A 19,248-nucleotide genomic window follows, 5' to 3' on the forward strand; every position below is an offset into this window, starting at 1 on the left:
ATTCCTTGTTTTTAATAGGTTGTCAACTGACAACTTATTTATACTTAATGCGGTAGATGAGCAGCATGGGGGTTGTCGGGCAGCAGGTAAAACAGGTTGCGGCTAAAATGGAAAAGGTTACGCAAAAAAGTGTCAGTCTGGCGTGATGGACTAAAATCAATACTCACAACGGAGGAAATATGTTTAAAACTGATGACCTGGTACAATCGAAAACGGGCGGCCCCAAAATGGTGGTGCTACGTGCCGAAGGAGAAACGCTGTGGTGCGCTCGCGTGGACGATGCCACTCAAAAAGAAATCGAAGTTAACGCGGACAGCGTAAATCTCTACCATGAAGATGGCGATTTTGGCGTCTGTTAAAACGGGTGATGTGACTCAGGCAGACCGTAACGGTTAAGACAACCCGAAGTGGGGTTACGCGGCAACCCAACACTCGGGTAACCTGTTTCGCCTGCCGCGTCATCCACCAAACGGCTGTCAGATTTTATTTTCCTGCAGATTATTTTTTCCTAAACCGCCAATAAAAGGCAGTCTCAGCCGAAACGGCGCAAAGCCTATCCCCGCGCTCAGTCCCAAAAGATTCACTTCAACCCCTTCTTCCGCCCCCAGCGTAATGCCCGCGACGCCAAGTATTGATACCTGAACCCCACGACCTGACGGCGGCAAGCCCACGGGGCGCCATAATGGCCGGTAGTCTTTTCCCAGGGCGTTGGCAGGCAGATCAAGCTTGAGATCCGGCACATTGCGACCAATGTGCGCCATAAAGGTATTACTGTTCGGCCCGGGCCAGGCGCGATAGGTGGTGGGCCAGGGGTAGGATTTTATGGCGGCTTCAATCTGCGGGATCAGCTTTTGCGCATCCGGGCCACGATGCTCGACCAACAGCCGTGGTTTTGCCCCGTACCAGTAGCCGTCAGGCAACGATGAATTACGTCTTACCTTATCGCCGCTCCCCCAGCTAATGACTTCGTAACGTGTATAGCGGCTTTCACCTGCACGTTTAAAGATAATCCACGGGTGCACCGCGATGGCGCCTTTCCAGCCGTATGTCGGTGCGGCATAGACCTGAACGATGGCCTGACTGGCGTTGGCCTGTGGATCGGGCGCGACACCGGCCGAATCCCTTCGGGCCGTTGCCCAGCCACCCTGGCCGGTAGCGTTGTTGCCATGAGTGGCTTGCGCCAGGCTGGCCGCAAGCGACAGCAAAATCACGGTGAGAAAACAGAGACTGAAGATTTTCAGAGGCAGCATCGCGGTTCCTGCAGGTAAAAGATAAGGGATGATTTTGCAATGAAATATAGGGTTTGTATTCACTAACTATGCTGCGATGTCATCGCAATATTTGCTCACGCTGGTGAGTGGCTGCTGACGCAACGCCCGCCATCACCCGACGTCAAGGGGCCGTGATGGCTGTCACCACCAGTGTGCTCAGAGGCGGGCTATACGCAGAATCAGCCAGCCTGAAACCCGCCGCGACTCAGGCTCAGGAAGCAAGCAGGGATACTCGCCGCGCGCATTTAGCAGGCGACCGGTCTGGGCTACCCTTTGCTTTGCGTTCAAAACAGAAGGCGTCAGAGCCAATCCCGAAGGCACGCGAAACCTGCACTTCACCCATGCTCGAAGCAGATAACAGATCCCAGATGCATTTCATGCCTGGCGATTTCAACAACAGCATAGGTTGTCTTGAACCCGCCGTCTGAAAACTAGCCTGTTATCGCCTTTTCCGCTACACGTTGCAACCACGCTTCATAGCGCTGCTGCGCCTCCGGCGCGACAGGTTGGCTGCGTGAGTTTATCTCACCTTCGATGCCAAATATTTTCCACATCAGCGGCGCGAGTCCTGCAATCACGCTGCTTTGACTGCTCTCCATTCTCAGCAATTCCAGGCTGGATGCTTGGTAGCCCGGCAGTGCCTCCGAGTGATAATCGAAAGCTTTGCCCAACCCGGAAAGATAAATGATTTTAGCGGCAGTCAGAGATGGCCAGTGACGGAGAATATTCAGCGGCCAGTCCAACATGGCGCGCTCATTCCAGACCTCCGAATACGGAACCTGTTGGTTAGCCAGCAGCGTCAGCATTAACGATTGCCCCAGCCCGGTCAGATAGACAGGCAACGCGTCAGCCGGAGGACGTTGATAAAAGGCATCCAGTGGTTGTTCACGCTTCAGGCCGGCCTGCATCAGTAATTTTTGCTCCAACGCCTGCATCACGTTGCCTAACCCGGCATCCGTTACCTCTTCAGTTTCAGTCGACTGTTTACTGCGCGTGGTACAGTTCCACAGCGACAACGCAATCTGCCAACGACGCTGTTCGCCCTCGCCAGTGCAGCCAATTTCCCCCGTCACCACATACTTCATGTCAGGCGGCAGGATCTCATAAATATCCTCACCCACCATCGGTTGGCCAGTGAGAACAGGACCGTGGCCCTCCGCCATCAGAAAATAGGTGCACGCCGCATAATCACTCCAGTAATGTACGGCTTCAGCGAGATAGAGCGGAATCGCGCGCGACAGTCGGCCAAGCTCATCTTCGCGCTGTATGCCCTGGGCTGCGGTGCCATCCGGTATTTTTGATAACGCAAAGAAACCGATCTTCGCTGTCTCTTCAGGTTTTTGGTTAAACAGCCAGTCGGCTTTGCATAAGCCGTAATGCCAAATGGGCTGCGTAACGGATAACGTTGTGATTTTCACATCATCAGGCGCCACCTGCTGAACGGGTTCCGTTTGGCGGCGTTTCTCTTCAAACGCTTGTCTGTAATAATCAAGATGCTGCTTGATCGGGGCAAAATTGAGTGCATACAGCTGGTTAAGAAGCGTGAGCCCCTGATCCGTCTGCCCCAACTCAAGATAAGCCTGCAATAAATTTATACCGGCCATAGGATCGTGCTTTTGAACATCGTAATGGGGCGCAACCAGCGAAATCAGAAGCGGAATCTCGCCATTTTTCCCCAGGTCGCCAGAGATCATATACAGCGCCTCAGCATCGTACCGTCCACCCGACAGCACCTCTTCATAAAGTCCACGAGCCTTGTCGGTTTCGTTATGCTCCAGATAAAAACGGGCCATCCAGAGCTGTGCTCGCCAGCTTCCCGGCATCGCGGCAACGCTGCGCAATCCCTCAATGTAAGCGCCCTCGCCTCCGCGCTCGCGCTGAATGCTCACCCACCAGAGTAAGCCGTTATCCAGGTTCGGATCGGTTTGAATAGCCTGCCAGAGCGTGTCATCTGCCCGTTTGTCCTCACCGCGCTCGGCAAAGACTTTCGCCAGATTGGTGAGTAAGGTTCCTGTCGCGCCTGATTTATCCATTCCCTCTCGCAGGGTTTGTTCTGCCGCATCCAGGTGGCCGGTTTCCATCAGTACAATGCCGTGGAGGGTATGACTTCGTTCAGGATTACGGTCAATGTCCACCAGGCGCTCCGCTGCCGCAACCAGATCGGAAGCAAAGGCATCTTTCAACCCCATCAGAATCGCGGTGTACAAGGCGTCCGCATCATCCCACTTCTTTTCCAGATCCGGCAGAAAGACCTTCTCACGCCATTCATTGCGTGCAATGTGCATTTCCTGTCCATGAGCATCGTAAGCAACAATCATCTCCCGTTCTTGAGCGGGCTCGTCTGGTGCGGTATCGGCGGGTTGGTTTTTATTGCGCAGAGAAGAGAGAAGACGCTTAAACATGGTTAATTCAGTCCTTGAGTTTGAGTCATCAAAAAGCCTGATTGCCCGTCGCTATCATGCCGTGAAATGGACACACGCAGGCTGTTTTACAAGCTGACAGCGTTGCGGTTCAGAGATGAGTGTAGCGCTCAAAAAAACAACTGGCACGAAATTGATTCACCCACGGGTAAATCGTAAAAAATGCCATCCAATACAGACGCCACGCCTCTTCCCGCGCCTTTTCGCCATCAGCATTGTTCTCGCGTCAGTCATGAAATTTAAATAGCGCACTATTTAGTAGTTTACAACTCAAGAAATACCTGCCATCTTAGCCAAACTAAATAGCGCACTACTTAATCGCAAACACAAGGAAATTAAAATGAACGTGAAACTCACCGCAGGTGCTTTATTGTTAGCCAGCCAGATCACATCAGCATGGGCCAGCCCTGTGGAGAATGCGCCTGAACCTACCGTTGGCGTCGCCGCCTTTCTTAAAGCACTGAACAGTGGCGGCGGTAAGCCCATTGAGACCTTAACGCCTAAAGAAGCACGCGCGGTACTCACCGGCGCGCAGCAAGGTGCCACACTGCCACCCGCACAGGTTTCTGAAAAAACCATCACAGCATTGGGCAAGCCGCTCAAACTGACGATTGTCAAACCCGAACACGCAACCGGCGTGCTCCCGGTATTCATGTTCTTCCACGGTGGCGGCTGGGTGCTGGGTGACTTCCCGACGCACGAACGTCTGGTGCGAGACCTTGTGAACGAATCCGGCGCTGCGGCGGTATTTGTGAATTACGAGCCATCACCGGAAGCCCATTATCCGGTCGCGATTACCCAGGCTTATGAAGCGACAAAATGGGTAGCCGAACACGGTGCTGAAATTGGCGTTGACGGTAAGCGCCTGGCGTTGGTCGGTAACAGCGTGGGAGGCAACATGGTGGCCGCCGTCGCGCTGCAGGCCAAACAACATAAAACCCCGGCGATTCGTTACGATGTGATGCTGTGGCCCGTCACCGATGCCCATTTTGATGATGCGTCTTATCAGCAATTCGCCAACGGCTATTTCCTGACCCGAAACATGATGAAGTGGTTCTGGGATAACTACACCACGTCAGATAAAGATCGGAATAACATTCTGGCTTCTCCGCTGCGTGCCACTGAGGCGCAACTGGCCGGTTTACCGCCAACGCTGATTCAGACTGCCGAACTCGACGTGCTGCGCGATGAAGGTGAAGCCTTTGGACGTAAGCTGGATGCCGCCGGTGTACCGGTGACGGTGACCCGCTATAACGGCATGATTCACGACTTTGGTTTGCTGAATGCCTTGAGTAAAGAGCCTACCGTGCGTACGGCGATTAGCCAGGCGTCAGCGGAATTGAAGGAACACCTTAAGTAAACATCGCCCGACAGCGGATTCATATTTTTTGTTCGTACAGACATGCGGTAAATAAAATCAGCCGGATAGCACCGGCTGATTTTTTTCTGGCTTAAAGGCTGACAGGCATCAGGGCGTGATCACCCTTCTCCACTCCGCGCAAGTATTTATGCCTTCACCCAAAAACGGCCTTCGACCAGTGAAAGGAAAAACCCGCCGTTAAGCAGGCTTGTAGCGAGGCAGTAATGTTATCAACGTCTGCTCATTGCTCATCCCGACCACCACCAGCCACAGAACCCTGACCTTATCAAATTCCCGGTTGCTGGCACCTTGTACTGCCCCCTTCTAACTCGCTACTTCGCGTCATCAACAGTTGAGATTTCGGATAGCCGCCGCAGGAACAGCGTTAAGGATTGCCAGGATCTTTTTACTGAATTATCGTAAGCCGCTTTGGGTACCGCTGACATACAATTCTGGGCCAGGCATTCGGTATAAATGCCTGCCTAAGGGACAACTATGTCATATCGCATCCTTTGGTCAATCGCGCTTTTAGCCGTCACGGCGGTGTGGGGCTGGAGCTTCGTTGCGAAGCACGACACGCTGGGCGTCATGGCCGCATCCACCCTGAACGCGTGGATGTTTACCCTGGCGGCTTTTGCGCTTCTCCCCTTTTCGATCCGTTCTTTTCGCCACCTGAAGCCACGTGACTCGGTGAGTGCGGTATTGGCAGGCATCGTGCTCTTCGCTGCATTTTCCCTACAGACATCCGGCACAGCTTACACAACGCCCTCCAATGCCGGCTTCATCACAGGCTTGTGCACCGTTTTCACGCCGTTGTGTATCTATCTCATCGGCAGAGGACGCCCCAGTGCTAAACAGGCAGCAGGAACCGCCATTGCCGTGTTTGGGCTTGGCTTACTCAGCCTTGACGGGTTCAGGGTGCACTATGGTGACTTACTTATTCTGGGTTGTGCGGTGTGCTTCGCCGTACACATCGTCATCGTGTCGACTTTCACAACGCCTGACATTTCCCTGGCATCAACATCGATACAACTCGGCATCGTTGGCGTGCTTTCTTTGTTATGGAGCGTCGCCCGTGACCAGTTTTCTTTACCTCACTCGCTGCCGACAGCATTAACAATCCTGTCACTGGCCCTGTTCGCAACAGCCCTGGCGTACGCCATTCAGAATCGTGCTCAGGCTGTGCTGGCCCCGGAAAAGGTCGCCCTGATACTGATTTGCGAACCTGTGTTTAGTGGGATTTTTGGTTATTTTCTCGCGGGCGATCGTCTGCCGCCGGAAAGACTTGCAGGAGCGGCGCTAATCCTGGTGGGGATTGTCGTCACCGAGCTTCGCGTCGTACGTCTCCTGCCTGCCGCCTGGCGTAGATCCTAAGTTCGCTTCAGCGCCGTGCGCTGTTCAACGCGAACTCATTTTGCAGGCGAAATTCAGTGATATCCCTCGCCGTTCCGGCGAAGCGACTATCGGCCAGACAATGCGGGATCTAAAATGCAAAAAGCCCGCATAACGCGGGCTTCGTTTTACACTGCTTACTGTCGGTCTGAGCCGGACGCTAAATCATTCCCACTCAATCGTCGCCGGTGGCTTGCCCGAAATATCATAAACTACCCGGGAAATACCGTTAACTTCGTTGATGATGCGGTTGGACACGCGGCCCAGGAAGTCGTACGGCAGGTGCGCCCAGTGGGCGGTCATGAAGTCGATGGTTTCTACCGCGCGCAGTGAAACGACCCAGTCATACTTGCGGCCATCGCCCATAACGCCAACAGAACGTACAGGCAGGAACACGGTAAAGGCCTGGCTGACTTTGTTGTAGAGATCGGCTTTATGCAGCTCTTCAATAAAGATGGCATCCGCACGACGCAACAGGTCACAGTACTCTTTCTTCACTTCACCCAGTACGCGCACGCCAAGGCCTGGCCCCGGGAATGGATGACGATAGAGCATATCGTAAGGCAGGCCCAGCTCCAGACCGATCTTGCGCACTTCATCTTTAAACAGCTCGCGCAGCGGCTCGACCAGGCCCATCTTCATCTCTTTCGGCAGGCCGCCGACGTTGTGGTGCGACTTGATCACGTGCGCTTTACCGGTAGCAGAGGCAGCCGATTCGATCACATCAGGGTAGATGGTACCCTGCGCCAGCCACTTCACGTCTTCCAGGCGCAGTGCCTGCTCGTCAAAGACTTCAACAAAGACGCGGCCGATGATTTTACGCTTCGCTTCCGGATCGTTTTCCCCGGCCAGGGCGTCCAGGAAACGCGCTTCGCCATCAACGTGAACAATGTTCAGACCAAAATGGTCGCCAAACATGTCCAGCACCTGCTCGGCCTCGTTCAGACGCAGCAGGCCGTTATCGACGAATACGCAGGTCAGGTTTTTACCGATGGCGCGATGCAGTAGCATGGCGGTCACTGACGAATCCACACCGCCAGATAAGCCCAGAATCACTTTGTCGTTGCCGATCTGCACGCGCAGACGCTCGACGGCATCTTCGATGATTTTTGCCGGTGTCCAGAGCGCTTCACATTCACAAATATCGATAACAAAACGTTCCAGCATGCGCAGCCCCTGACGCGTATGCGTCACTTCCGGATGGAACTGCACGCCGTAGAAGCGTTTCTCTTCGTTCGCCATGATGGCAAATGGACAGGTTTCTGTACTGGCAACGGTAACAAAGTCAGCAGGGATAGCGGTCACTTTGTCACCGTGACTCATCCAGACATCCAGCAACGGTTTACCGGCTGCGCTGATGGCGTCTTCAATATCGCGAATCAGGGCGCTTGCCGTGTTGACTTCAACCTGCGCATAGCCAAACTCACGCTCGTTGGATCCTTCCACCTTGCCGCCCAACTGCATCGCCATGGTCTGCATGCCATAACAAACACCCAGAACCGGCACGCCAGCCGTGAACACATAGTCAGGCGCGCGCGGGCTGCCATGCTCAGTTGTGCTCTCCGGGCCGCCAGACAGAATGATGCCGCTTGGATTGAACTGGCGAATCTGCTCTTCGGTGACATCCCAGGCCCAGAGTTCACAGTACACGCCAAGCTCACGTACGCGGCGCGCAACCAGCTGCGTATATTGAGAACCAAAATCGAGAATCAGAATGCGGTGCTTATGGATATTTTCCGTCGTCATTGAGGGGTTTCCAGAACGGTGACTTAAAGTAAAGCGCCCGGCTGTTGCCGGGCGGGAAATCTTACGGGGTTATGAACCCATGCGGTAGTTCGGTGACTCTTTGGTGATGGTCACGTCGTGCACGTGGCTTTCATTGATGCCCGCGCCGCTGATGCGCACGAATTCGGCTTTGGTACGCAGATCATCAATGGTCTGGCAGCCGGTCAGGCCCATGCAGGAACGCAGGCCGCCCATTTGCTGATGCACGATTTCTTTCAGGCGGCCTTTATAAGCCACGCGGCCTTCAATACCTTCTGGCACCAGCTTGTCCGCAGCGTTATCGGTCTGGAAGTAACGATCCGACGAACCTTTAGACATGGCGCCCAGCGAGCCCATTCCACGGTAGGATTTAAAAGAGCGGCCCTGATAAAGTTCAATTTCACCCGGTGATTCTTCGGTACCTGCCAGCATCGATCCCACCATGACGCAGGATGCGCCTGCGGCAATCGCCTTCGCGATATCACCAGAGAAACGAATACCGCCGTCCGCGATAACCGGAATGCCGGTGCCTTCCAGCGCAGCCACGGCATCTGAAACGGCGGTGATCTGAGGGACACCCACACCGGTAACGATACGCGTAGTACAGATGGAGCCCGGGCCGATACCGACTTTAACTGCGCTCACGCCAGCTTCAACCAGGGCCAGCGCGCCCGCACCTGTTGCAACGTTGCCGCCGACGATTTCAAGGTCAGGATACTTAGCGCGGGTTTCACGGATACGCTGCAGTACGCCTTCTGAATGGCCATGTGACGAGTCAATCAGCAGTACGTCCACACCGGCAGCAACCAGCGCATCTACGCGCTCTTCGTTGCCCGCACCGGCGCCTACAGCCGCACCGACGCGCAGACGACCCTGCGCATCTTTACAGGCGTTAGGTTTACGTTCGGCTTTCTGGAAGTCTTTAACGGTGATCATCCCCAGCAGGTGGAAGCTGTCATCCACGACCAGCGCTTTTTCTACGCGCTTTTCATGCATTCTGTGCAGGACGACATCACGGGCTTCACCCTCTTTCACTGTCACCAGGCGCTCTTTTGGCGTCATCACGGCCGTCACGGGCTGGGTAAGATCGGTGACGAAGCGCACATCGCGACCGGTGATAATGCCCACCAGCTCGTTATCCGCGTTCACGACCGGGTAACCGGCAAAGCCGTTGCGTTCGGTCAGTTCTTTCACTTCCGCCAGCGTAGTGGTGGGCAACACGGTCTGCGGTTCGGTGACGACGCCGCTTTCATGCTTTTTAACCTTACGCACTTCATCTGCCTGGCGATCAATCGACATATTTTTGTGAATGAAGCCCAGACCGCCCTCTTGCGCCAGCGCAATAGCCAGACCCGCTTCGGTCACGGTATCCATTGCAGCAGAAAGCATGGGAATATTCAGACGAATGTTTTTGGTCAGCTGAGTGCTGAGATCGGCCGTATTCGGCAGGACGGTGGAGTGTGCAGGAACGAGCAGGACGTCGTCAAAAGTGAGTGCTTCTTTAGCGATTCTTAACATGGCAATACTCCACCTCGGGTGCGTGAGAATAGATAAAATATTGCCGCGGCATTATACAGGCCGTAATCGATTGCCTCCACTATTATTTGAGAAAAAGTCTTGATCCGCGCAATCAGCAATGTAGTATCGACTGATTAACCTACTGATTTGGAATTTGATCTTCGTCACATGTCGCTGCCGCCAAACGCCAATATTTTTACCGTCAGCCGTCTCAATACGACAGTGCGTCAGCTGCTGGAGAATGAGATGGGCCTGGTTTGGCTCAGCGCCGAGATCTCCAATTTCACCCAGCCCGCTTCTGGCCACTGGTACTTTACCCTGAAAGATGATGGCGCCCAGGTCCGCTGCGCCATGTTCCGTAACGGTAATCGTCGTGTGACGTTCCGTCCCCAGCACGGCCAGCAGGTCCTGGTTCGCGCAAATATCACACTCTATGAACCGCGCGGCGATTATCAGCTGATTATTGAAAGTATGCATCCCGCCGGTGAAGGCCTGCTGCAGCAGCAGTTTGAGCAACTGAAAGCCAGGCTGGCGCAGGAAGGCTTGTTCGAAGCCGAACACAAGAAGCCCTTACCACAGCCGGCTAAGCAGGTTGGCGTGGTCACCTCTGCGACGGGTGCAGCCCTGCACGATGTTCTGCGCGTGCTGCATCGTCGCGATCCCTCACTGCCCGTTGTGATTTATCCCACTGCCGTTCAGGGTGTAGATGCGCCTGCCGCTATCGTGCGCGCCATTGAGCTTGCGAACCAACGTGCCGAATGCGACGTGCTGATCGTGGGTCGCGGCGGCGGTTCGCTGGAAGATCTGTGGAGTTTTAATGACGAGCGCGTTGCGCGTGCGATTTTTGCCAGTCGCATTCCCGTGGTCAGCGCGGTTGGCCATGAAACCGACGTCACCATTGCCGATTTTGTTGCTGACCTGCGCGCGCCAACGCCTTCCGCTGCGGCAGAGATTGTCAGCCGTAATCAACTTGAACTCCTGCGCCAGCTGCAGTCACAGCAGCAGCGGCTGGAGATGGCAATGGATTATTATCTGGCGCGCCAGCAGCGGGTATTCAGTCGCCTGGATCATCGCCTGCAGCAGCAGCATCCTCAACTGCGTCTGGCCCGCCAGCAAACCGCACTGTTTCGCCTGCAGCAGCGGTTGGGCGAGGCGATGGAACAGCGGCTTCGCAATGTCACTCGCCAGCAGGACCGCCTGTCACAGCGCCTGGCGCAGCAGCAGCCACAGCAGCGCCTGTATCTGGCGCAAAAAAGCCTACAAAGCTGGCACTATCGCCTGCAACAAAGCATGGAAAAATTGCTTAACCGTGACAAAAACCGCTTCGGTCAGCTTGCGGCCCAGCTGGAAGGCGTCAGTCCGTTAGCCACGCTGGCGCGTGGATTTAGCGTCACGACCGACAACGCTGGCCAGGTGGTGAAGAAAACGCGTCAGGTGAGCACAGGCGATTTACTGCGTACCCGTCTCGATGATGGTTGGGTAGAAAGTCAGGTCACGCAGCTTATTCCCGAAAAACCGAAACGAAAGAAAAGCATTTCTTAACTATACTTCCTGGTACATCCCTCGTGCCAAGGAGTCTACAATGGCTTTCAGCGTTATCCCTCCCTATATTCTCCGTAAGATTATCGCCCACGGTTCCGGTCATCAGCAGGAGCAGGCGCGCCGTACCCTCACCCACGTTCAGCACCTGATGGCGGAGCACTGGCAAAAGACGGCTGCGCCGAAAACCACGCAGGCCGGGAAGATTGAGCGTGAAATCTATGATGCCAAAAACAAAGAAACGTTGCCGGGAACCCTGGTGCGTAAAGAAGGCCAGTCTTCAAATGGTGACGTTGCCGCCGACGAGGCCTGGAACTATCTTGGCGTCACACACGATTTCTTCTGGCAGATATATAAACGCAATTCTCTGGACAATAACGGTTTGAAATTAGCGGGAACCGTTCACTATGGTGAAAAATATCAGAACGCTTTCTGGAACGGACAGCAGATGGTGTTCGGCGACGGCGATGGTGAGATCTTTAACCGTTTTACTATCGCTATCGATGTTGTTGCGCATGAGTTATCGCACGGTGTCACAGAAACCGAAGCCGGTTTGATCTATTTTGAACAGGCTGGCGCGCTAAATGAATCCATGTCCGATGTCTTTGGCTCCCTGGTGAAGCAGTTCAGTAAAAAACAGACTGCCGATAAGGCCGACTGGATTATTGGTGAAGGCCTGCTGGCGAAAGGCATCAATGGCAAAGGCTTGCGATCGATGTCGCACCCCGGCACCGCTTATGACGACCCAATGTTGGGTAAAGATCCGCAACCGGGCCATATGGACGACTATATTAAAACGCGAGAAGACAACGGCGGCGTGCACCTGAACTCTGGCATTCCTAACCGTGCCTTTTATCTGGCAGCACAAGCACTAGGTGGTTTTGCCTGGGAACAGGCAGGGCAAGCGTGGTATGACACCTTGTGTGATGATAATTTGCATCAGGATGCTGACTTCAAAACCTTTGCACAGTTGACCGTGCAGCACGGTGAAAAGCGCTTTGATCGTTCCGTCGGCAGCAAAATTGAACAGGCGTGGAAAGAGGTAGGCGTATTATGAGTCAACTCCCCGAACTTACCGACGACGCCACCATTGTGGTGACGCGCGAAGGTGGCTTTGCTTTTATCCCCGGCTTACGCAGCGAGCGTCGTTTTCCCTTAGGTGAACTTCCTGCGCCAGAGAAACAGCGCGTCTGCAAAGTGCTGGAGCAGGCGATGCCGCTGGGCGAGTCAGAGGATAAAGCCACTAAGGTAGGATGCGGGGATCAGCGCTATTTTCGTATTCAGATCCAGTACGCCACGCGCCGTGAGGCCGGTACGGTGGTGATCCTGATACCGGAACAGTCGGCCCCGCCGGAGCTGGTATCGCTCTTCCGCGACGGAAAATAAGCACAAAAAAAGGGCCGCGAGCGGCCCTTTTATTTTACCCGTTATCGCTGTTACTTGCTGTCTGGCAGCGCATAAGCAATCACGTAGTCACCGCGATCCGGTGACTGACGCGCGCCGCCTGCTGAGATCAGAATGTACTGCTTGCCGGTTTTCGGCGAGACGTAGCTCATCGGGCCGCCCTGACTGCCAACGGGCAGACGCGCTTTCCACACCTCTTTACCCGTTGCGCTATCAAACGCACGCAGATAGTAATCCTGCGTACCGGCGATAAACACTAGGCCGCCCTGGGTTGCCAGCGTGCCGCCCAGCGTTGGCATGCCGATTGGCATTTTCGCGCGCATTTTGATCCCGAACGGACCGGTATCCTGCACGGTACCCACCGGAACCTGCCAGACGATTTTCTGCGTTTTCATATCGATAGCAGACAAGGTACCGAACGGGGGTGCTTGGCAAGGAATGCCCAGTGGTGACATAAAGCGGTTCTTATTCACCGCATAAGGCGTACCTTTCAGTGGAACGGCGCCCATGCCGGTATTGATCGCCTCACCGCCGTTGCTGCCACGGGAAACCTTGCTGGTATCAACCGGAATCATCTGTACCCACAATCCTAAACGCATGTCGTTAACAAACAACAGGTTGTTATTCGGATCGGTGGACATACTGCCCCAGTTCATTCCGCCCAGCGAACCCGGAAAACTCAGCGACTTATCCGTGCCCGGCACGGTAAACAGGCCGTCATAGCGCATAGATTTAAAGGCGATACGGCAGGCAAGCTGATCGAACGGCGTGGCCCCCCACATATCGGACTCTTTCAGCGTCTGATTACCAATCATCGGCATACCGGTCGAATGCGGCTGGGTTTTAGTGTACTGCTCGTTAGGGATATGTCCCTGCGGCATTGGCAGCTCTTCCACTTTGGTCAGTGGCTTGCCGGTCATCCGGTCCAGCACAAAGATCATGCCGGTTTTGCCGCCGATCACGACCGCAGGCTTGGTGCTGCCGTCTTTCATCGGGAAGTCGATCAGGCTCGGCTGCATCGGCAGATCGAAGTCCCACAGATCGTTATGCACGGTCTGATAAACCCACTTCTCTTTACCGGTTGTTGCATCGAGTGCCAGTACGGAGGCACCGTATTTATGATCGAGTGCGTTGCGGTTTGCGCCCCACAGGTCAACCGATGAGCTTCCCATCGGAATAAACACGGTGTTCATGGCCGGATCGTAGGACATCGGCGCCCATGAGTTTGGCGTACTCCGCGTATAGTCCTTGCCCGGCATCAGAATAGCATTGGGATCGGTATTGCCCGGGTCAAAGGCCCAACGCATCTGGCCGGTGATCACGTCAAAACCGCGTAACACGCCGCCAGGCATATCTGTTTTAACGTTGTCAGCCACGCGCCCGCCTACGACAACGGTGGTACCGGCAATCGTGGGTGCAGAGGTGAGCTGATAAAGCGGATCGGGCGCATCGCCCAGGCCCTTTTTGAGATCCACGATGCCGTGGTTACCAAAGTCCTCACAGAACTCGCCGTTATCAGCATTAATGGCAATCAGGCGCGCATCGATGGTATTCATCAGAATACGGCGCTGGCAGCTGTCTCCGGCCGCCAGCGTAACGCCAGGAACCGGCGTAGAACCCGGTTGGGTCGGCTGGGTAAGCGGTTTCGTCGCATCAAAATAGGCCAGACCACGGCAGCGCGGCCAGACTTCTGCCTGAGCATTGATCTCACGCTTCCAAATCTGCTTACCGCTGTCGGCTTCCACCGCGATCACGTTGTTGTGCGGGGTGCAAAGATAAACGGTATTTCCCACCTGCAGCGGCGTTTGCTGATCTTCAGCGCCATTGCCGGTTGGGCTTTCAGGGATATCACCGGTGTGATAAGTCCAGGCGACCTGCAGATCTTTCACGTTATCGCGAGTAATCTGGTCCAGCGCAACAAAGCGGCTTCCCCCTGCGGTATTCCCGTAGTGATCCCAGTTTTGCTGTTGCTTTGACTTATCTACCGGAATCAGCGGCAGTTCCTGACCGGTTGAGGCAACGGTAGGATGGGGCTGAAACATCTGAACTAAGGTAGCGACCATGCCTACGGCAATCACGGCAGAAAAGGCATACGACACTTTTGCCAGCGAAGGCTTGTTTTCGCGCTTGCGCAGCGCAGGCCAGGTGATGAACGCCAGAATCATCAGACCTGCAGGCACCATCAGGCGGGAAACCAGAGGCCAGAATTGCAGTCCGGCGTCAATGACGGCCCAGATTAACGTTCCTACAAACACCAGCAGGAACAGGACAACCGCGGAGGATTTCGCACGGAAAAACTGAATGGCTGACAGCACCGTAACGATGCCTGCAACCAGAAAATACCAACTGCCGCCAAGCGTCGCGAGTTGTCCCCCGCCAACCGCAAAGAACAGGCCGGTTGCCAGTAGCACCAGCCCGAGCAGCACGGACCATATTCTCAACCCTTTACCGGATCGAGATGATGTTTCAGCCATAACACTTACTCTCCTGATAAACAAAACCGCTCCAGCCCTGTGCGCGACCCGGCTCATCGCCGGTCACGTTGCAGGTAAAAGAAGCAGCGTTGTTTTATTCCAATTAAAGCGGACCCGCGTTCATGAAATGAATGATGTGTTCCGGAGACAGCCCGCACGGGGCGCCCCCGTCATGACGCGGCAAAATTGTACCACCTGGTACGTTATCCCGTGAAGGTTTAAACGGGTTTGTTACGAAGCAATAGCATTTTCGCTACAAATTTTTACGCCGTTACGGTTCGCAGCGTTGGGATCTTCATGTGTTGCAGGTTGAAGTGGCCAGGCGTCAGACAGGAAAAATCCTGTAAGTGAGACGACGTCTGGAAATTAAGCCGTGACTATGATGACAAAAATAGTCGGTCGCGCCGCAACTTTTGAGTTGCTCAAGGGGCTGATGGCAGTCGGGGCAGACAGGCTGGTAGCGATAACGAACACCGCACCCGGTGCAAATAAGATCGATCTCGTCAGGGGCCAGGGGTTGATAACATTTTTCACACGTTGCGCGCATATTTTCATCCGACTATGCAAATAAACGCAATCTTAGGGCAAAAAAAAGAGGGCCACCTGGCCCTCGATCAATTAACGCTTATTCTTCTTCATATGCGCCATCAGACGCTTACGCTTGCGCTGTTGCGTCGGCGTCAGCAGATTGCGTTTGCCTTCGTAAGGGTTTTCACCCTCTTTAAACTGAATGCGGATGGGCGTTCCCATCACGTTAAGTGAACGGCGGAAATAGTTCATCAAATAACGTTTGTAGGAATCCGGCAGGTCTTTAACCTGATTACCGTGGATCACCACAATCGGAGGGTTGTAACCGCCCGCATGGGCATATTTCAGTTTAACGCGACGACCGCGAACCAGCGGTGGCTGATGGTCTTCCGCCGCCATATTCATGATGCGCGTCAGGAGGGAGGTATTGACACGTTTTGTAGAGCAGTCGTAGGCTTCCGTAACGGACTCAAACAGGTTGCCTACGCCGCTGCCGTGCAGCGCAGAAATAAAGTGCACGCGTGCGAAATCGATAAAGCCCAGGCGGAAATCCAGCGTCTCTTTGACTTCGTCACGCACTTCCTGCGACAGGCCATCCCATTTATTCACGACGATAACCAGGGAGCGTCCACTGTTGAGAATAAAGCCCAGCAGCGACAGATCCTGATCGGAAATGCCGGCGCGGGCGTCAATCACCAGCATGACGACGTTGGCATCTTCGATCGCCTGCAACGTTTTAATGACTGAGAATTTCTCTACCGTATCCGTAATTTTACCGCGCTTACGTACGCCCGCCGTATCGATCAGCACATACTCGCGACCGTCACGTTCCATCGGAATGTAGATACTGTCACGGGTGGTGCCCGGCATGTCGTAAACGACCACGCGATCTTCACCGAGGATACGGTTAGTCAACGTAGACTTACCTACGTTAGGACGGCCAACAATCGCCAGCTTAATCGGTAAGGTTGTGGGATCGAAATCGTCTTCTTCTTCCTCTTCCTCACCGTTTTCTTCTGCAGCTAAGGCTGCCCAGTAAGCTTCGTTTTCATCTTCTTCGGTGACCTCAACCGGATCGACCTTTTCCATCCACGGCAGCAGCGCCGTTTCCAGCAGGCTGGTTACGCCACGACCGTGCGAGGCCGCGATAGCGTGAATTTCACCCAGGCCCAGAGAATAGAAATCCACCACCGCCTGATCCGGATCCAGTCCGTCGGTTTTATTCGCCACCAGAAACGTTGCTTTTTGACGAGAGCGGAGATGCTTTGCAATTTGCTGATCGGCGGCCATCATGCCTGCGCGAGCGTCGACCATAAACAGCACAACATCGGCTTCTTCGATCGCCAGCAGCGACTGCTCCGCCATGCGTGTTTCAACACCGTCTTCGGTGCCATCAATACCGCCGGTATCGATAACAATAAATTCGCGCCCTTCCACTTCGGCGCGACCATATTTGCGATCGCGAGTCAGTCCAGGAAAATCCGCTACCAGCGCATCTCGTGTGCGGGTTAAACGGTTAAATAGCGTAGATTTTCCCACATTGGGACGCCCAACCAGCGCGACCACAGGTACCATAACAATGCCTCAATAATGTATTAAATCGCCCGAATGGCGTGATTATAACGGCTTTAGCCGCTCAGTTCAGGCTTAAGGCACTAAGGATACCATGCCTGACTAAAAACGAAACGGCCCCTGATGAAATCAGGAGCCGTTGTGCCAGGGAACCACCCTGCCTGACAACTTACCCGTTAGCGAGTAATGGCGTAAACTTCACCGTCTTTCGACTGAATCAGCAGTTTGTCGCTGGCGACCACTGGCTCAGTCTGGAAGCCTGAGCTGTCCAGCTTTTGCTGGGCAACAAAACGACCATCGGTGGTGTTCATCCAGTGCAGGTAACCTTCGCTGTCGCCGACCACAAGGTAGCCGTTATAGAGAACCGGTGAAGTCAGATTACGATGCAGCAGCTCGCTTTGACGCCAGATAGCGACACCGCCATCCGCATTCAGCGCAATCACACGATCGTCCTGATCGACCAGGTAGATGCGACCCGCATCGACAATCAGATCTTTAACGCCGCCGATTTCACGTTTCCATAAAATCTGACCTGAGCGTAAATCCAGTGCGGTCAGGTTGCCATTGTAAGCCAGCGCATAGACCACGCCGTTGACAATGACCGGCGTGGTATCCACATCGCTCAGGCGATCAATTTCCGTTGCGCCGCTGGGCTGTGAAATACGCTGCTGCCAAATCAGCTGGCCCTGGTTCAGGATAACGGCACTGACACGGCCGTTATCGCCGCCCACAATGGCGCCACCAAAGGCCACAGACGGCGCAGATTCTCCGCGCAGTGACAGCGCAGGCATATCCAGGTTGACGGTCCACTTCACCGCTCCCGTGGCCTGATCCAGGCCCTGCAACATGCCATTACTGGTATGAATCAATACCAGACCATCGCTGACCACAGGACGCGACAGGGCTTCACCCGCTGCTTTCGCCTGCCAGGCAATGGCACCATCGCTGGTGTTCAGTGCATAGACCTGCCCGCGTTCGCTGCCAATATAGAGGCGATCGCCGCTCACGGTGATGCCGCCGGACAGCATGGCAGAACGGTTTTTCGAGAAGAAGCCGGTTTTCTCAGAGAGATCGACTTTCCATTTTTCTTTACCATCGGCCGCGTCGAGCGCTTTTACGATACCAAAGCGGTCAGCAGCATAAACGGTGCCGTCTTGCCAGGTGGGGTGCAGGTTGGAGTAAAAATCACCGATACCATCACCCACGCCGGTACTCCATACCGTCTGAGGCGTAAACTGGTTTTCCACCTTCGGCAATGGGGCCATTTTCACTACATCTTCTTCGCCGCTGAACAGCGAGCAACCGCTGAGCAAGGTGACTGAGATCAGCCCCGGCAGCAGGTATTTACGTAATTCCATGCGCTCTCTCTTGACTGGCTTAGCTTAAGTTATTCATCTTCATCTGCATCATTTGCTTCAGTGCAGGAGACGCGTCAGATTCTACGCCTTTGCTCCATGCATCGCGCGCGCCCTGCTTATCGCCCTTGCTGAGCAGCGCTTCGCCGCGGATATCAGCGACAATGGCTGTCCAGCCATCACCCTTCACACTGTCAAGGGTTTTAAGTGCCGCATCAGCCTGATTCTGTTGCAGTTGAATGCGTGCCAGGCGCAGGTTGATAACCGCCTGCAGGTTGGCATCTTTAGTATCTTTCAATCCGTTTTGCAGCAAGGTAGCGGCTTTGTCCAGCTGATTGCTGTCGACATACTGCTTAGCCAAATCCAGGGCCGCCAGGGCGCCGTAAGTATTGCTGTTTTCGCTGGCGAACGTGTTGACGGCTTCCAGGGTTTCTGGCTTACCGGCCTGCATCGCACGGGTGACTTTTTGGTATTCTGCCGATATGGTTTTCGCGGAATCCTGCTGATGGCTGGACCAGTAGCGCCAGCCGCCCAGTGCAGCAATCCCGATAACCACGCCTACGGCTAAGGCTTTACCGTTGTTGGCGAAAAAGCGACGCAGCGCATCAACCTGTTCGTTCTCATTGCTATAAACTTCCACGCAATCCTTCT

General features: G+C 54.5%; 15 protein-coding genes. 6 read left to right on the forward strand and 9 right to left on the reverse strand.

Annotated features, from left to right (window positions below; all coding sequences use genetic code 11):
• The first annotated feature begins 179 nt into the window (after nucleotides 1-179).
• On the forward strand, nucleotides 180-359 hold the full coding sequence (locus tag DFO57_RS18825) for a hypothetical protein (protein ID WP_013026715.1): 180 nt from the start codon (nucleotides 180-182) through the stop codon (nucleotides 357-359).
• A 117-nt stretch (nucleotides 360-476) separates the two neighbouring features.
• Here DFO57_RS18825 and DFO57_RS18830 read toward each other — a convergent pair whose 3' ends face one another.
• A complete protein-coding gene (locus DFO57_RS18830; RefSeq protein WP_015699750.1) occupies nucleotides 477-1,250 on the reverse strand; it encodes a DUF3750 domain-containing protein in 774 nt (257 codons plus the stop codon).
• Nucleotides 1,251-1,702: 452 nt separating this feature from the next.
• Nucleotides 1,703-3,673: a lipopolysaccharide assembly protein LapB gene (locus DFO57_RS18840; protein ID WP_072404099.1), complete on the reverse strand. Its 1,971-nt coding sequence runs from the start codon at nucleotides 3,671-3,673 to the stop codon at nucleotides 1,703-1,705.
• Between the two features lie 358 nt (nucleotides 3,674-4,031).
• On the opposite strand from DFO57_RS18840, the gene DFO57_RS18845 reads away from it, so the two are divergent.
• Nucleotides 4,032-5,051 (forward strand): alpha/beta hydrolase, encoded by a 1,020-nt coding sequence (locus tag DFO57_RS18845; RefSeq protein ID WP_072404100.1) that lies wholly within the window; start codon nucleotides 4,032-4,034, stop codon nucleotides 5,049-5,051.
• Between the two features lie 495 nt (nucleotides 5,052-5,546).
• Nucleotides 5,547-6,425 (forward strand): DMT family transporter, encoded by an 879-nt coding sequence (locus DFO57_RS18850; protein WP_072404101.1) that lies wholly within the window; start codon nucleotides 5,547-5,549, stop codon nucleotides 6,423-6,425.
• 183 nt (nucleotides 6,426-6,608) lie between these two features.
• Here the strand turns inward: DFO57_RS18850 and guaA are convergent, their stop codons facing one another.
• Both guaA and guaB read right to left on the reverse strand, forming a co-directional pair.
• Nucleotides 6,609-8,189, reverse strand: a complete 1,581-nt coding sequence (gene guaA / locus DFO57_RS18855; protein ID WP_022623503.1) for a glutamine-hydrolyzing GMP synthase — start codon at nucleotides 8,187-8,189, stop codon at nucleotides 6,609-6,611.
• A gap of 69 nt (nucleotides 8,190-8,258) precedes the next feature.
• The gene (gene guaB / locus DFO57_RS18860; protein WP_013026725.1) at nucleotides 8,259-9,725 is read right to left on the reverse strand and encodes an IMP dehydrogenase; all 1,467 of its coding nucleotides are present in this window, start codon (nucleotides 9,723-9,725) and stop codon (nucleotides 8,259-8,261) included.
• Between the two features lie 168 nt (nucleotides 9,726-9,893).
• On the opposite strand from guaB, the gene xseA reads away from it, so the two are divergent.
• From xseA to DFO57_RS18875, 3 genes are read left to right on the forward strand one after another with little or no spacing between them, the layout of a single operon-like run.
• The gene (gene xseA / locus DFO57_RS18865; RefSeq protein ID WP_014594311.1) at nucleotides 9,894-11,267 is read left to right on the forward strand and encodes an exodeoxyribonuclease VII large subunit; all 1,374 of its coding nucleotides are present in this window, start codon (nucleotides 9,894-9,896) and stop codon (nucleotides 11,265-11,267) included.
• A gap of 40 nt (nucleotides 11,268-11,307) precedes the next feature.
• Nucleotides 11,308-12,321, forward strand: coding sequence for a M4 family metallopeptidase (locus tag DFO57_RS18870; protein WP_013026727.1), 1,014 nt, complete (start codon nucleotides 11,308-11,310; stop codon nucleotides 12,319-12,321).
• Nucleotides 12,318-12,650, forward strand: a complete 333-nt coding sequence (locus tag DFO57_RS18875) for a protealysin inhibitor emfourin (RefSeq protein ID WP_015699744.1) — start codon at nucleotides 12,318-12,320, stop codon at nucleotides 12,648-12,650. The genes DFO57_RS18870 and DFO57_RS18875 overlap by 4 nt, the downstream gene beginning before the upstream one ends.
• Nucleotides 12,651-12,700: 50 nt before the next feature.
• Here DFO57_RS18875 and DFO57_RS18880 read toward each other — a convergent pair whose 3' ends face one another.
• The 5 genes from DFO57_RS18880 to DFO57_RS18900 all read right to left on the reverse strand — a co-directional run bounded on the left by DFO57_RS18880 (nucleotide 12,701) and on the right by DFO57_RS18900 (nucleotide 19,237).
• A complete protein-coding gene (locus tag DFO57_RS18880; protein ID WP_028715463.1) occupies nucleotides 12,701-15,142 on the reverse strand; it encodes a glucose/quinate/shikimate family membrane-bound PQQ-dependent dehydrogenase in 2,442 nt (813 codons plus the stop codon).
• 325 nt (nucleotides 15,143-15,467) lie between these two features.
• Nucleotides 15,468-15,689, reverse strand: a complete 222-nt coding sequence (locus tag DFO57_RS18885; protein ID WP_014605275.1) for a zinc ribbon domain-containing protein — start codon at nucleotides 15,687-15,689, stop codon at nucleotides 15,468-15,470.
• A gap of 71 nt (nucleotides 15,690-15,760) precedes the next feature.
• Nucleotides 15,761-17,245 (reverse strand): ribosome biogenesis GTPase Der, encoded by a 1,485-nt coding sequence (gene der, locus DFO57_RS18890; RefSeq protein WP_013026730.1) that lies wholly within the window; start codon nucleotides 17,243-17,245, stop codon nucleotides 15,761-15,763.
• Between the two features lie 173 nt (nucleotides 17,246-17,418).
• The gene (gene bamB, locus DFO57_RS18895) at nucleotides 17,419-18,600 is read right to left on the reverse strand and encodes an outer membrane protein assembly factor BamB (RefSeq protein WP_013026731.1); all 1,182 of its coding nucleotides are present in this window, start codon (nucleotides 18,598-18,600) and stop codon (nucleotides 17,419-17,421) included.
• 19 nt (nucleotides 18,601-18,619) lie between these two features.
• The gene (locus tag DFO57_RS18900) at nucleotides 18,620-19,237 is read right to left on the reverse strand and encodes a YfgM family protein (protein ID WP_013026732.1); all 618 of its coding nucleotides are present in this window, start codon (nucleotides 19,235-19,237) and stop codon (nucleotides 18,620-18,622) included.
• Nucleotides 19,238-19,248 lie beyond the last annotated feature (11 nt).

Origin of the sequence: Pantoea sp. AG702, from assembly GCF_003182295.1 — a bacterium.
In the GTDB taxonomy this organism is placed as follows: domain Bacteria; phylum Pseudomonadota; class Gammaproteobacteria; order Enterobacterales; family Enterobacteriaceae; genus Pantoea; species Pantoea ananatis.